Consider the following 14652-nt stretch of genomic DNA (forward strand, 5'->3'; position numbering starts at 1 on the left):
TGAGGTCGAAGAAAGAAGAATCTACGAGCGCTCCATGGAACAGGCTATCGGGGCCAGGCGCTCAGCGTCAATGCGAGGCGACGGTAGAACGGTCAGTTTCCGTCCTTCCCGTCCAATGCGCCAGAGCTGTTCACCGGAATCGGCGCAGCGCGGCCATTGACGCGTCGAGCCTCGAAAGGCGCCCGGGTGGGTGCAAGGAAGTGCCTTATCTACGATTCAGGAGACAGCGCCTGACCGCGCACGCCGGGAGCGCTGGTCGTTCCTGCTCATTCAAGGCGTCGGGGGCATCCGAGGCTGACACCTGCCCAACGAGCAGACCGCCGTCGTCCCCTCCGGGAACACGGGCACGCACGGAGGGCATGCGCCCGTGCCGGCGGGACAGACCAGGGCATCGAGCTCCGCGCTCTGGTTGAGGGCGACGATGCCTGTCCCGTCGCACCCCTCGCAGCAGCCGAGGCCGTCGCGCAGGACGCAGTCCGAGTCGACCGCGCACTCTGTCAGCGGCGACTCGCGCACGTCGAGGACGACGCAGCGCCCCGCCTCGCACGTGGCGGTGAAGTACTGGGACGTGCGCTCCGCCTCGGTGACCTCCGGGCATGCCCCGCACGCGACGCCCCCGCACCCCTGGATGATCTCGTTGAGCTTCGTCCCGGCGCGGTTGATGGCTCTGAAGTTCTCGGCATTGGCCGTGTCACAGGCGCCGCAGCAGCCCCGCGACACCAGGATGCAATCGCTCGGCGCATTGCAGACGCCTATGTCGGGGAGCTCGCCCCGACAGGCCTCCTCGCACGCGTCGAGGGAATCGAAGCGGTTCTCATTGCCCTCGCAGCCGCCGTAGGTGAACTCCCTGCACGCGCCGGCGGCCGGGTCGTACCAGTATTTCGGGAATGCCGCCTCACACCGGCCAGGATCCGCCGGCAGCAGGCACCGGACGGGCAATTGCCCGTCGCCGCCTCCGCCGCCGGTCTCCACAGACGAACCGCCTCCGCCCGGGTCCCCGCCGCCCGAGCCTTCTCGGTCCACCTTCCCGGAGCAGCCTGCGGCGAGCAGAAGGGAGCTAAGCAAGCCAAGACCCAGGGATAAGCGCCGAGGCATGCCGGGCGAGTTGCAACGGGCATGCCCTGGGCGTCCGGTCGATGCGCCCGCCGATCTCGGCCCGGATCGCGCGGGCCCAGGGCGTCGGTGTGCCAGTCCGTGCGGCACACCATGACGGCGTCGTCGAGGCGACCGGTCCCTGAGCTGCTCGCCGTCAGGGGTCGCGCGTCAGCCGGACGTTGTAGAGCTTGCTCCCGAACGTTATGCTGCCGTTCGCCTCCTGCTCGTCGATGGCAACATCGAAGCCGACCGCACTCTGCGCATCGACGGTACACCCGGACTCACGACAATCGCAAATGAAGCTTCCACACAGCTCCAGGTATCCGCAGTCGGCGGGCTGCCCGCCCTGGTAGCAGACGTCGGGCCCCCCACTCCACCCCTCGTTGGGCATGCAGAGGTAGGTCTCTGAGCCAGGAGACACGGGGTACGACGTTTGAAGCTCGCACCATCCCTTCCAGAGCTCCCGGGGGTCGATGAAGAACAGCAGCCGGCGGTCGGTGAGCTGCGCACCGAACATGGTGAAATCGAACCCTTCGGAAGGCACGTGGGTATCGTATCGGTGGTCCGGGTCGGCGCTCGGGGGATAGCCCACGTCCGGATCCACGGGCGGGGGGACCGAGGCCCCCGCGCCGAAGCGCACCTTCCCCTGGATCGACGTGCCCTCCACGGTGTCGATGTCGAGCTGGATCACGTCCGTTCCCGAGGGGAATTGGTAGTTCTCGATATATCCCTCCCAGCGCGCGATGAGCAGCGCGGCCGCGCTGGAGTCGTTGCTGTCGGGGCTGTCGGGGCTGGGTTCACCGCCGCCGATGGGCCGGTCCTGCGACTGACAGCCGGTGTTCCCGAGCGAGGCAGCGGTGAAGAGCAACGCGAGCGCGACGCGAGTCGAACGATTCATGTGGTTCCTCCTGTCTCTTGCGGTCCATCGGTACATGGCCGGCGCGAGGAACATCCGTCTCTGTCAGTCGATATTTTCTCGGAACGCGCATGAGGCGCGGACGCGGCCCGCGTGCACCGAGCCCGGCGCTTCGCCGAGGAGCCGCTCGGCCTCCGCGCGCGCCTCCCGCGCCCGCCCCGCGGCGCAGAGGGCGAGCACGCGCGCGGCCATGCGCTCCTCGCGGAGCTGGCCCTCTGGAAACCGGGCGCCGAGGTCGTCGAGGCGATCGAGCGCAGCCGACGGATCGCCGTCCCGCACGGCGTCCTGCGCCTCGCGCAGCAAGGCCATCTCCGCGGCGAGCGTGCTCGGCCTCGCCGGCTGTCCGCCGCGCGAGCGCGCCGGCTCGCGTTCGCCGCCGCCTGTCGAGGGCGCTCGTGCGGCGTCCTCCGCGCCCGGGTCCAGCGGCCGCGGCGGTGCCGGCGCGACCGCGCGAGGGGCGCGCGGGCGCGGGGGCGCTGCCTTCGGCGCCGGCGCGGCCTCCGGAGCCGCAGCGGGCGGCGTCGCCGCGGGCGGAGCCACCGCGGGCGCGCTCGCCGGCGGCGCCGCGCTGGCCGGCGGAGGGGTGTCGACGGTCGCCCTGCCGGTGAAGAAGCCGCCGGCGAAGGCAACGGCGCCGATCAGCGCGCCCGCCGCGATCACCTTGCCCGAGAGCACGCCGCCGGCCGCCTTGCCCGAGAGCACGCCGCCGCCTGGCCCGCTGCCCGCGAGCGGCGGCGGGGGCGACGGCGACGGCGACGGCGACGTGGGCGCCTCGCCGGAGGGCGCTTGCGGCGCGGCGGCCGAGAGCTTCCCCGCGAGCGCCGCGCGGAGCCGCGCCTTGTCGGACGACGCGAGCCCGTCCGCTCGGGCCACCCTCAGGAGCGCGCGCGCCCTCTCGCCCGGATCGCTCATGGCCATCCGCCCCCGCTCCTCGCCAGCGCCAGCTCGAACTCGCGGCGCGCGGCGCGCAGCCGCGAGTAGACCGTGTTCAGCTTCACGTCGAGCGCCGCGGCGATCTCCGGCGCGCTCATCTCCTCGATCTCCGCCATCACGAGCACCGCGCGCTTGTCATCGTCGAGCTCCGAGAGGAGCGCGTCGACGAGCTTCAGCGCCTCGACCTGCTCGAGCCGCTCCGCCGGCCCCGGCGCGCGGTCCGCCACGCCGCCCGGCAGCTCCTCGAGCCCTCCCTTGCGCCGGACGAGGCGCCGGTGATCGCGCGCCACCCGGCAGAGGATCGCGAACAGCCACGCCTTCACGCTCGACCGCGGCTCGAACTCGCCGAGCCGCCGGTGGACCACGACGAAGACGTCCTGGAAGGCGTCGTCCAGGCTCGCCTCGCTGACGCCGAGCCGGCGCAGGTTTCGCCAGACGAAGTCGGCGTGCTCGTCGTAGACCGCGTCGAAATCGAGGGAGGCGGGCGCGTCGTGGACGCCGAGGTGCGGATCGAACACGGACCCCGCGAAGGGAAGCGCCGACGCGGGGGACGTCCTCGTCACGCGAAGTACATGGCCGGCGCCGCCTGGATCCGTCACGGAAATCGCACCTCGACCCCCAGCGAGGCGCGGAGCGTGGCGGCGGCGCTCCGGTGGACCGCGCCGATGCCGACGAGCACGAACCGATCGCGCGTCACCGGGAACGGGACGTCGATCGTGAGCGGGACGCGGATCTGGTCCGAAAGGGCGAAGCTCGCGAGCGCTCCGGGGTACGGCGCGACCCAGAGCGCCCGGTTCGAGCCGGGCGACGCCGCGCCGAAGCTGGCCGCGCTCATGACGCCGACCTCGATGCCAGCGCAGGGCCCGAGCTCGAACGCGCGATAACGCATGGCATAACAAAGGCGCAGCCCGCCGGTGGTCAGCTGGACGTCGCCGCCCATCGTCGTCCGCTCGACGAACGCTTGCTGCGCACCGAAGTACGTGCCGGACAGCTCGACGCGGACGGCTCCTATCAGCACGCCTGCGGCGATGCCGGCGCCCGGGGCGACCGCCGGGAGCGAGGCGGTGTCGAGGACGCCGGAGGCCCTGAGCGTGCCGCGCAGCTCGAGGGGGCGCGACGGGCGCTGCGCCGGGGCCGCGCTGGCCCCCGGCGGGGGCGAGGCCGCGGGCGGCGCCTCGGCGGCGGTGGGCGCATCCGGAGCAGCGTCCACCTCCGGATGGGCGCCGGCGCCCGGATCCGCGCCAGCGCCCGGATCCGCGCCAGCGCCTGGATCCGCGCCGGCGAGTTCGCCTGGCCCCGCGCCAGTGTCCGGATCCGCCCTCGGGGTGCCGCGGCTGGATGCGTCGGGATCGATGGCGAGCGCGATGATCAGCGCCGCCGCGTCGGCGAGCTCGGCGCAGGTCTCGCCGTGGAGCTCGCGCGACCGTGTCGCCTCGCCGAGCGTCGTCGTGAGGCGGAGGTCCCACGACCCGCGCTCGTTCCGGGACACCACCGCGCGCGCCTTCAGCGGCGGCTCGCCGTTCGCAGCGGACGACCGCCCGAGGCGCTGCTCGATCTCGGCCAGCACGCGCCCTCGATCCGCGCATTCTCCGGGCGCGCTCCAGTCGAGCTCGACGCCGCCCGCGCTCACCGCGATGTCGGCACGGGCATCCCCCGCCGCCGCGACGAACGCGAGCGCTGCGGGCGCGGCGAGGAGGAGGATGGCCTTGGTGGCAGCGAGGAAGTCCCGCCGGCGGGGGTCGAGCGGGCCCATCACGTCTCGCGGATCGAGAGCGACGGTGGCGCCGGGCTCCTTCGCCCCCATCCTGCACGAACTGACCCAGGTTGGGGCCGACGGCGGCGCACGCCGGGCGCGCTTCTCGCTCAAGGTGAGGCGGGCATCTGCGGCTGACACCTGCCCGACGAGCAGACCGCCGTCATCCCGGGCGGGTACACGGGCGCGCACGGATTGCACGCGGCGCCGAAGTTGCCGGGACAGACCGTGCCTTGGAGATCCGCGCTCTTGTTGAGGGCGACGATGCCTCTCCCGTCGCACCCCTCGCAGCAGTCGAGGCCGTCGCGCAGGACGCAGTCCGACGCGATCGCGCATTCTGTCAGCTTCGACTCGCGCACATCGACGACGACGCAGCGCCCGGCCTCGCACGTGGCGGTGAAGTACTGAGAGGTGCGCTCGGATTCATCGACATCCGCGCACGGCCCGCACGCCACCCCCTCGCACCCGGTGGCCATCTGGTAGTCGTGCACGCTCGCCCGGTTGAGCGCGACGAACGCGCGGGCATCGACGGGATCGCAGGCGCCGCAGCAGCCCGGCGATGCGAGGATGCAATCGCCCAGCGCCTCGCACGCATCCATGTCAGGAGCGCCGCCCTGACAGGCCTCCTGGCACTGCTCGAGCGACTCGAAGCGATTCTCGTTGCCCTCGCAGCCGCCATAAGTGAATGGGACGCACACGCCTGTTCGCGGATCGTGCCAGTAGCGCGGGATCGCGCCATCGCAGGGCCCGATATCCTGCGGCAGCGTGCATCGGGCGGGCAATCCCCCGCCGGCGCCTCCCGCTCCGGCAATCCCCGCGCCTCCGGTCCCCGCGCCTCCGGTCCCCGTGCCCGAGCCGGTCCCCGTGCCCGAGCCGGAGCCGCCCGTGCCCGCGACCGAGCCGGAGCCGCCGGTCCCCGCGACCGAGCCGGCGCCGCCCGGATCCCCGCCGCCCGTACCTGTGTGGTTCACCGTCCCGGAGCAGCCCGCAACAAGCAGAAGGGAGGTAAGCAAACCAAGACCCAGGGGTAAGCGGCGGAGCATGCCGCAGCATGTGGCAACCGGTGTGCCCACGACGTCCGGTCGATGGATCCGCGAAATGCCCGCGAAATCGAGGGGGCTGCAGGGCGCGGTGTGCCAAGCGGCGCGGCACATCATGCCAAGCGGCGCGGCACATCATGACGGCGTCGTCGAGGGCACGACGTCGTTGAGGGCGACGCCCACCGCCTCGCGCGCGAAGCGTGGGAGACGTTATCCCGCCTCGCAGCCGATCAGGGCCGGGGGTCGTCCAGATCGGCGGTGATATCGAGCGGCGGCAGTTGCTCCCGGAAGAACGCGTTGTACTTCGGATCGTTGTACCGCTCGTACTCGATCGCGAACGGGGTCAGCTGGCTGACTCCGCCCTTGTACCGGATGGTGAGGGCCATCGGCGTGACCTCGCGGTAGTTGCTGGTCTCTGGCAGGTCGTCGTTGGTCTTCCCGCCCGCGGAGAACAGCGTCAGCAGCACCCCGTCGGGGTCGTCGTGCACGACGCGGAAGCCCTCCGGGATGCGCTCGTGGCCGCGGATCAGCGTGGTACAGCCGAGCTTCTGCATGAAGCTCTTGAACTGCCGCTTGCCGAAGGGGAAGCGCGCCGTGGACTTCTGGAGCTCCGCGGGGATCGCGTCGGCCCCGCTGGGGTCGCTCCAGAGCATCTGGAACCGGATCTCCGGGTCGTTGAGCGAGGACACCGACGTCCACCGGGCGGCGATGGTCTCGTCGCGCGGGATCCCCGCGTGGACGAAGAGGATCCGGTCGAAGACCAGCATGTTGGGGAGCGCCTCGAAGAGGCGCATGTAGGCGGCGAACACCTCGTTCGGGGCGATGGCCGCGAGCGAGCTCATCGCCTCGGAGGGCCGCACCGGCGCGAGGACGCGGCCGTTCAGCTCGACGTAGTACTCGTGATTGCCGCGCAGCACGAAGACGTTGTCGGGCGCGGCGAGGAAGAGCTGCATCACCGTGCGCAGGATGCCGTTGTAGCTGAACCTGCCGCGATCGATGTAGTCGCCCAGGAACACCAGCATCATCCGCGGGTTGTTCGCGGGGTCGTCTCGGTGGGCCTGCACCTTGGCGAAGAAGTCGGCCTGCATCAGCGCCCCCTTGAGGCACGAGTAGCAGCCGTGCAGATCGCCGATGACCAGGAGCTCGACGTCCTCGGCGGGATCGGGCGAGGCGACGTAGACGTGGCCGTCGAGGAAGGGCGCCTGCCCGGCGAAGCCCGCGAAATCCGCGGCGCCGTCGAGCCGGCCCGCGCCGCGCGCGCGCTGCTCCTCGAGCTTCGCCTCGAACCTGCGCATCAGGTCCATATCGACCTTGGCCTGCTCCGCGAACGTGGCCGGATCGCTCGCGTAGTCCCACTCGAACGCCTTGAAGAACGGGTGATCGACCTCGCGCGCCTGCTTGCGCGTGGCCGGATCGATCACGACGGCGCCCTGCTCGATCGTCTCGATGTCCACGTCCTCGATCTCGATCGGGGACGCCGACAGGAGCGACGAGAGCTCGTCGCGGAACCGCTGCTCGTTCGGGTGGACGACGCCGTCGGCGAGCATGAGCTCGTCGACGGTCGCGAGCAGCGCCTTCCGGTTGTCGTCGTCGAAGCCGTCGAGGAGCTCGAAGCAGCGGAGCTTGATCTTCGAGAGGACGAAGTCCTTCGGGTCCTCTCCCTCGGCGACGCTCTCGGTGAAATGGCTCTGGATCTGGTGGTCGATCTCGGAGAAGACCTCGTGGAAATGGCTGGTCCACCGGCCGACGACGTCCTGGTTCTCCTGGGACTCGCCGCCGAGGGCGTCGCGCGCGCGCTGCCGGACGAGGTCGTGGATGTAGCCGCGGATGAAGGACTTCTCGGTCGGATCGAGCTCGCCGTCGATGTACCCGAACCCCGTGAGGTAGTAGATGATGGCGTGCATCTGCTGCTCTGCGAGGCGTGGATCCGGGCTGAACGACATCATCAGGCAGCTCTCCTCTTCGCGATGGTGCCCCAGGGTAGCGCAAGACGGGCGCGCGGCGGCGGCGAGCGCGCCTCGCGGTCGCGCGGGCGATCGCGCCGCGCGGCCACGGCGGCGAGCCCACATCACGGCCGCGCGGGCGGCCCTGCGCGCCTGACGAAGGCGCGGATCCGCGCGCGGTCAGCCTCCGACAGAGCGTATCCCGGGGGCGGCATATTCCGCTCGTTCACGACCCGGCGCGCGATGGCCTCGCGGAGCGAAGCCCACGCCGCGGGCGTGGAGAGGTCGACGCCGCCCTCGCCGCGCGGGAGGTGGCAGCGCGCACACGCGCGGGCGAACACGGGCGCGATCTCGCCCCAGGCGGGCCCGTCGTCGTGCTCTGCAGCGAAGCGCCGGAGGGCGCCCGACGCGAGCAGCCACACGTCGCCGCTCGGCGAGCCGACGAGCCTGCCCCCTTGCGGGAGGCGCGCGCCGCGGGTCTCGCGCGCGCCGGCCTGATCGAGCACGCCGAGCTCGTCGCCGTCGGCGAACCACGCGCGGTCGCCGGAGACGGCGAGCCCGTGGAGCGCGGCGCGCGCCCGGAACCGGAGGCGCAGGACGCCGGCGCCATCCTCCGCGTAGAGCGCCTCGGGCGTCGCCGCGAGCAGCGCGCCCGCGCCGGTCAGGGCGAGGAGCGGCGCGGCGCCGTCCGCCGGGAGCGGGTACGATCGCAGCGCCCTCGTGGCGACGTCGAGGGCGCCGAGCCCATCGCCCCCGGCCGCGAAGGCCACGCGCCCGGCCCCCGCCGCGAACGTCGCGAGCGGGCCCGTCGCGTAGCGCGTGACGGTCTCGCCGTCCGCCACCGCGATCTCGCGGTCCAGCGCGAAGGTGGCGCCGCCCTCGCCGAGGCCGATCGCGGACCGCACCGCGGCGCGCTCGAGGCCGTAGCGGTCGGAGACGGCCTCGAAGGCCCCCTGGCCCGGGAGCCGGAGCAGCCGGCCCTCGGCGTCGACGCCGACGATCCACGTGCCGTAGCCGTCGGGCGCGGGCAGGGCCGCGGCGCTCACCCAGCGGTGGGGCGCGCGCTCCACCCTCGCGAGGGCGCCGTTCACGAAGACGGCCGCAGCGCCGTCGTGGAACACCACGACGCGGCGCCCGTCGTCGGCGACCGCGCGCACCGGGCCGAGCTCCCCCGGGGACGGCCACGCGACCTCGCGCACGACGAGCGGCGGGAGGGGCGCCGCAGCGTGCGACGCGCAGCCGGCGAGCGAGAGCGCCAGCGCGGAGGACGAGAGCGCCAGCGCGGAGGACGAGAGCGCCAGCGCGGAGGACGAGAGCGCCAGCGCGGAGGACGAGAGCGCCAGCGCGGCGGCGGACGCCGCTCGGCGGAGGAGCGTCACGGCGACCGGAGCAGCTCCGGCACCACCTCGCCGTCGCGCAGGTGCTCGCGCGGGGAGATGCCGAAGGCGAACAGGAAGGTGGCGAGCAGGTCCGGCGGGGCGATCGGCCGCGGCCCGCCCTGGAACGTCTTCGCCGGGAGCGGCAGGAGCTGCTCCGGGTCGGTCTTGCCGAACGCGAAGCTCCCGCGGAAGCGCGGTGAGATCACCATGGCGGAGTTGTTGGGGTAGTGGTCGCGGCCCATCGCCGTGTTGAGCTGAGGCGTGCGGCAGAAGTCGCTCGTCACGAGGATGTGGGTGTGATCCGAGAGCTTCTTGCCGGCCCGGGTCGGGTGCGGGGTCTTGTCGAGCGAGCCGAGGAGGGCGGCGATCAGGTCGAAGAGCTCCTGCTGGGTGGCCGCGTGCTGGCGGTAGGTGCTCGTGTGCGTGTCGAACCCGCTGCTCGAGAAGCTCACGCAGCGGACCACGTTCCGCCGCATGGCCTCGATCGCAAACGCGGCGTTGACGGCCGCTTGCCTGGCGTAGCGGGCCGCATGGTTGAACTCCGGGTGCGCCTGGATGAGCTTGCCCCTGGAGAACACCTCCTGGAGGCCTGCGCTCAGCATCTTGCCCAGCCCTTCCGCCTGGATGGCGAAGCCGCGCAGGGCGTCGGCGTGGCTGGATCGCGCGGCGAGGGAGCTGGCTTCCTCGGAGAGGAGCGCGGTCACCGCGGCGCGGTCCTCGTCGGTGTCGTAGTGGCGCGCGCGGGAGAGCGAGCGGCTGAGGGTGCCGATCTCCCCGACCATGAGCGGGACGGCGCGCCGATCGAGGCGATCGCCGACGAACGCCGAGGGGAACTGGACCGAGACGACGGGGAAGGTCTGGCTCGCGCCGAGCTCGCTCCCGCAGATCGCGTCGACGGTGGAGGCCACGGTACGGCCGCCGCTGAGGTGCCGTCCCGTGGTCGAGAACGCCGTGCCGTCGGGGTGGCTCACGGTGTTCATCGCCAGGCCGTTGATGATGCACAGCCGGTCGTGCATGTCCGCGAGGCCACCGATGCCGGGGCCGAACGCGAGGCTCGAGCCCTTGGGCGTCACCGGCGCGAAGCTCTTCGCGCCGCCGGCCGCAGGCGCGTCGACCCAGAGGCGGAGCCCCGCGGTGTCGGTGTTGTCGGTCGTCGAGGGGCTCACGAGGCCCCTGGCCTCGTTGCGAGGATCGGCCCAGAGCGTCACGTCCCAGCCGCCGGAAGCGTGGATGAAGAGGAAGAACTCGTCCTCCGCGGCCTTGCCCTGCGCGGCGAGCACGCGCGCGGGCAGGCCGAGGACGCCGGCGAGCGCCGCGCCAGCAGCGGCCTCGAGCAGCGCGCGGCGCGGGACGGCGAGGCGGCGGGGGTGGGAAGCGTGGCGAGGCATCGGGCGTGCTCCTCAGGATACCCTCCGGGGCCGCCTGCGCCCGCACGACCTTGCCGTCGAACGCGACCGCCACCGCGTGCACCGGCGCTACACGAACGAGCTCATCGGGGATCTGGTCGTGATGCCGCCTTGAAGTGGCGAGGCCGAGGTGCGCTCTGATGCCGCCTTGAGGTGACGAGGCCGAGGTGCGCTCAATACCAGCTCGGAACGAAGCCGAGGTGCGCGAGCCGCTCGAGCACGAGCGCGACGCCGTCGTGCTCGTTGGAGCTCGTGACCTCGGCGGCGGCGGCGAGCACGTCGGGATGAGCGTTGGCCACGGCGACGCCGCGCCCTGCCCAGCCGAGCATCGGCAGGTCGTTGGGCATATCGCCGAACGCGATCACCTGCGCCGCCGCAATGCCGTGCTCGGCGCAGTACGCCTCGAGCGCAAGCGCCTTGGTGACGCCAGCCGCAGCGACCTCGACGAAGTTCGAGCCCGAGTGCGTGACGCTCGCGAGCGCGCCCGCGTGGGCGCGCGTGACTTCCAGCAGGTCCTCGAGCGGCCAGCCGGCGTGCTGGACGATCAGCTTGGTGACGCCTTCCCTGCACAGCGCGACCGCATCGTCCCGCCGCATCCGCGGGTCGTCGCGATCGTTCGGATGTTCGCCGGGGATCACATAGCCGCGCTCGCACCCGTACTGGATCCCCGCCTCGACGGCGAAGGCGACGCCGGGTACAGCGGCGCGCAGGCTCTCGATGAGCGCCGACGCGGAGGCAGCCGACAGCAGGTTCTGCCGCAGCACGGCGTCGTTGGTCACGTCATAGACGAGCCCACCGTTGCTGCAGATGGCCGTACCGCGCAGGCCGGTCTGAGCCGCGACCTGCCGCACGCGCCGGGGCGGCCGCGCGGTCACCGACATGAGCGTCAGACCTGCCGCCTCGGCCATCGCGAGGGCGCCGCGCGTCCGCGCGGAGATCGAGCCATCCGTCCGAAGCAGCGTGCCGTCGAGATCGAGCGCGACGAGTCGGAGGGCTTCCATGCTGGCCAATGCGGCGCGTAACACGCATCAGGCGGTAGCTCAACTCACCGCGCGAAGGACACCCTCGCTGGGGGCCTCCCGCAGAACCAGGAACGAATTTCGGCAGTGCGTTATCACTACAGATCAAACTCCGGGTGCCGTGCAGCCCGCGAGCGCTCTTTGCCCTGCTCGTGTTCTCGGGGTACTTGCGCGCCGAGGCGGTCGAGGCGGGGACGACCCACGTGCCGGCGTATCGATTGTCGATCCCGAACGACGAGGTACGCGAGGTCTATATCAGCACCTTCCGCGACTGGATGGAGGAGCGGCTGTCCGGGCAGGGCGCCTGGCGCGGTCGTGATGACGAGCATCGACGCGCACGCACACCAGCACATCCGCGGACAGCGCAGCGCCCGCCGGTGGAGGTGTTCTTCAACCCGGCGGTAGCGCGCTGCGACCGCCTTCGCACGTCCCGTCCAAGGGCCATCCTCCTCGCGGGTGCGATTCCGGAAGGATGATCCGGCCATCGATGCGGGTGGGATGAGAAATTTCGTCGCCGGAATGCAATGCAACGCCAGATGCCTCTCGGCATCGCTCGCGCGCCGGGAACGCTGGCCAGGCACACACGGTGGATGGTAGAGAGCGAGCGTGACGCTGGCGCGCGGTCACGTGCGTTGGCGCGCCCGAGGTGGAGCGTGCGAGGTCCTCGATCAGCATCCTGGCTTCCGTCGTGGGCAGTGTTGCTCCTCGTGCTACTCGCGACTGCTTCCGCGCGTGCGGAGGCGCCTCTGAAGCGCTCGCGAGCCGTCAAGGAGCTCATTCGCGAGGCGGGGGCGGCGCTGGATCGACTCGACGTCGCGCGAGCCCGGGAGCTGTGGGGCGAGGTGTACGATATCGAGCGGTCGAACGTCGCGATGTGCAGCATGGGGCAGCTCGACCTGCGGATGGGCCGCTGGGAGGAGGCCGTCGTGGAGCTCTCGCAGTGCGTCGAGCACATGCCGGCCCCACGCACGGAGGTGGAGCGGCGCCTGTATGACCACCGGCACGCCGACCTCGCCCGGGCCCGGCGGCGCGTAGGTGAGGTGGTCCTCATGCCGCCGCCCGGCGTCGTGGGCATGTTCGTGAACGGCCGGGGGGTGAAGGACGGCAGCCGCGTCTACGTGAGGCCTGGCCAGCACGAGGTGATGGCCGTCGGGCAGGAGGGGCAGGTCGCGCGCGCGGGTGTGAGGGTGGAGGCGGGCGAGTCGAAGAAGGTGCCGCTCACGTTCGACAAGCCGGCGCAAGCGCCGGAGGACCACGCGCAGCCGCCGAAAGGGGCTTCCGGGCCTGGTGCGCCCGGGCCTGCGGCGCCAAAAGGGCCGCCGCAGGGCGCAGGCCGGCCCGGGCCGGACCTCCGGATCGTCACGACGGGCGCGGTGGCCTCGGTCGGGTTCTTGGCGGCAGGCGCCGTGTCCCTGCAGAGCGCGCAGGGGTACGCGCAGGAGGCGAAGGCGGCTCGACAGCACGCCCAGCTGATGAGCACGGTCGACCCCGCATTTCAACCCGACTACGACGAGATGGTCGATACTGCCGCAAGCGGGAAGCTGATGCGTCTCCTGGGTACCAGCGCGTTGATCGCTGGGGCGGCAGCAGGCGCGGCCACCCTCGTGTACGTCTGGTTGCCGAACGACGCGCAGATTCGAGTGACGGCGCACGGCGCGGAGGTTCGGGTTCGATGGTGAGCGTCGGCGATGTCGCTTTGGACCGTCAGCGCGTGAGCATGCCGACGCTGGCACGGAGGCCTTTCTGATTCGGCGTCCGATGTTGCTGTTCGTCTCCGCGACGACGCTGCTCGCGTGCGAAGACGAGTGGTTTGTGCCGCTGCTTCCGCCGCCGGCCGATTCGGCTCCAGTGCTGTGGATGTGGGTAGGTGCGGAGGACGATGCGCCTCCCTGTATCGACGGCCAGCCGCCGAAGTGGGAAGGCTGGATGGTTGACGCGCCTGAAGGGCTGCCGGACACGTGCGATGCGTGCGAATGCGGTCCAGCGGCGTGCGAGCTGCCCTCCACGGTCATGGCGAACGCGATGACCTGCCCAGGCGGAAGCACATCGATCGTGCTCGACGCCGGAGCGGGATGGGATGGGACGTGCGCTGCGCTCCCGTCGCCCGTCCAGCCGGACGACGTCGCGTCCATCGTCTACGAGCCGCCGACACTCTCGCCGTGCACCCCCTCGGCGACGCCCGAGCCACCGCCCGTTCCTGCAAGGTTCGTCCGGGTGTGCGCCGGCAACACGGCGCAGGAACCGCCGGGGTTCATCCCCTGCATGCAGGCCAGCAGCGAGGGAACTTGCAGGAATGGCCTGACGCGACACGAGTTCTTCGAACAGCTGATCGACAACCGCGCCTGCGCTCCGTGCGAGTGTGGTCCCCCAGCGGGGGGCAGGTGCGTCGCCGACGTCGGCTTGTATGGGGACAGCGCATGCAGCGACCGCATGGACGCGGGGCTCCCTGTCGGCCTCGGGGAGACGGCCTGCGCGGACATCACCTCGCCCCTCCCGCTCAGCGCGATGCGCGCCACGCTCGTGGAGGAAGAGCCAGGCGCCTGCTCCCCGAGCGTCGCTGCCGTGCTTGGCACCCTGGAGCGACGCGAGCCGCACATCGTATGCTCCTATTCCGAGATCTGGTGGGACACCCCGTGAGGCGGATGACGATGTCCATGTCGAGCGCGCGGCTCACGCTCCTGGCCGTGCTCTCGCTGCCAGCGATGGCGTGCGTCAACCATCCGGACATCGCGGGGAAGGCGGTCGTTGCGCTCGACGGTGAAACCCTGAATTACGATACTGGCGATGATGGGCAGAGGTTCGTGAAAACAGGGGAGAGGTGGTCGACGGGCTGCTACCTGAAAGACTCCTTGCCGGAGATGTACCTGGACCGCGCACGCGACGACAACCCGCCGATCAGCTCAATTGCATTGCTCGTCAAGCGCGAGGATGACGACGGCGCGCCTCTACCGAATGTCGCGATGCACACAGGAGAGGGTTTCTACGATGGCTTTTGCCACGTCGTGGCGACGGTCGGCAGCGATCCGCGCGAGGTGGACTTCTCGACGGGTGATTGCGAGCTGCAGCGAGCCCTCGACGGCCATCCCGCGCTGCTCGTCTCTGCTCTGTTTCACGTCAAGGAGTGCGACGAGTAGATCACGGCCGGCGCGGCCGGAGCCACGCGCGACG

General features: G+C 71.6%; 14 protein-coding genes. 4 read left to right on the forward strand and 10 right to left on the reverse strand.

The window, feature by feature from the left end:
• Positions 1-270 precede the first annotated feature (270 nt).
• The 10 genes from WME79_RS42480 to WME79_RS42525 form a co-directional block, all read right to left on the reverse strand.
• Complete coding sequence (locus WME79_RS42480) at positions 271-1065, reverse strand: BPTI/Kunitz domain-containing protein (protein WP_437527139.1); 795 nt, start codon at positions 1063-1065, stop codon at positions 271-273.
• A gap of 184 nt (positions 1066-1249) precedes the next feature.
• The gene (locus tag WME79_RS42485; protein ID WP_437527142.1) at positions 1250-1993 is read right to left on the reverse strand and encodes a hypothetical protein; all 744 of its coding nucleotides are present in this window, start codon (positions 1991-1993) and stop codon (positions 1250-1252) included.
• A 63-nt stretch (positions 1994-2056) separates the two neighbouring features.
• Positions 2057-2929 carry a hypothetical protein gene (locus WME79_RS42490; protein WP_437527145.1) on the reverse strand — a complete coding sequence of 291 codons (873 nt, stop codon included), beginning with the start codon at positions 2927-2929 and terminating at the stop codon, positions 2057-2059.
• The gene (locus tag WME79_RS42495) at positions 2920-3507 is read right to left on the reverse strand and encodes an RNA polymerase sigma factor (RefSeq protein ID WP_437527148.1); all 588 of its coding nucleotides are present in this window, start codon (positions 3505-3507) and stop codon (positions 2920-2922) included. The genes WME79_RS42490 and WME79_RS42495 overlap by 10 nt, the downstream gene beginning before the upstream one ends.
• A 32-nt stretch (positions 3508-3539) precedes the next feature.
• Positions 3540-4748 carry a hypothetical protein gene (locus WME79_RS42500; protein ID WP_437527150.1) on the reverse strand — a complete coding sequence of 403 codons (1209 nt, stop codon included), beginning with the start codon at positions 4746-4748 and terminating at the stop codon, positions 3540-3542.
• A 59-nt stretch (positions 4749-4807) separates the two neighbouring features.
• Positions 4808-5668 (reverse strand): BPTI/Kunitz domain-containing protein, encoded by an 861-nt coding sequence (locus tag WME79_RS42505; RefSeq protein ID WP_437527153.1) that lies wholly within the window; start codon positions 5666-5668, stop codon positions 4808-4810.
• Positions 5669-5967: 299 nt separating this feature from the next.
• On the reverse strand, positions 5968-7683 hold the full coding sequence (locus WME79_RS42510) for a metallophosphoesterase family protein (protein WP_437527156.1): 1716 nt from the start codon (positions 7681-7683) through the stop codon (positions 5968-5970).
• Positions 7684-7805: 122 nt separating this feature from the next.
• On the reverse strand, positions 7806-9059 hold the full coding sequence (locus tag WME79_RS42515; RefSeq protein ID WP_437527159.1) for a c-type cytochrome: 1254 nt from the start codon (positions 9057-9059) through the stop codon (positions 7806-7808).
• Positions 9056-10447: a DUF1501 domain-containing protein gene (locus WME79_RS42520; protein WP_437527162.1), complete on the reverse strand. Its 1392-nt coding sequence runs from the start codon at positions 10445-10447 to the stop codon at positions 9056-9058. The genes WME79_RS42515 and WME79_RS42520 overlap by 4 nt, the downstream gene beginning before the upstream one ends.
• A 191-nt stretch (positions 10448-10638) precedes the next feature.
• Positions 10639-11466: an HAD family hydrolase gene (locus tag WME79_RS42525; RefSeq protein WP_437527164.1), complete on the reverse strand. Its 828-nt coding sequence runs from the start codon at positions 11464-11466 to the stop codon at positions 10639-10641.
• Positions 11467-11636: 170 nt separating this feature from the next.
• Here WME79_RS42525 and WME79_RS42530 point away from each other — a divergent pair, with 170 nt between their 5' ends.
• From WME79_RS42530 to WME79_RS42545, 4 genes are all read left to right on the forward strand, one after another.
• A complete protein-coding gene (locus tag WME79_RS42530; RefSeq protein ID WP_437527167.1) occupies positions 11637-11960 on the forward strand; it encodes a hypothetical protein in 324 nt (107 codons plus the stop codon).
• 231 nt (positions 11961-12191) lie between these two features.
• A complete protein-coding gene (locus tag WME79_RS42535; protein WP_437527169.1) occupies positions 12192-13163 on the forward strand; it encodes a hypothetical protein in 972 nt (323 codons plus the stop codon).
• A gap of 79 nt (positions 13164-13242) precedes the next feature.
• Positions 13243-14121, forward strand: coding sequence for a hypothetical protein (locus WME79_RS42540; protein ID WP_437527172.1), 879 nt, complete (start codon positions 13243-13245; stop codon positions 14119-14121).
• A 17-nt stretch (positions 14122-14138) separates the two neighbouring features.
• Complete coding sequence (locus WME79_RS42545) at positions 14139-14618, forward strand: hypothetical protein (protein ID WP_437527175.1); 480 nt, start codon at positions 14139-14141, stop codon at positions 14616-14618.
• Positions 14619-14652: the final 34 nt, after the last annotated feature.

It is taken from the genome of Sorangium sp. So ce726, from assembly GCF_051521405.1.
Taxonomy (GTDB): Bacteria; Myxococcota_A; Polyangia; order Polyangiales; family Polyangiaceae; genus Sorangium.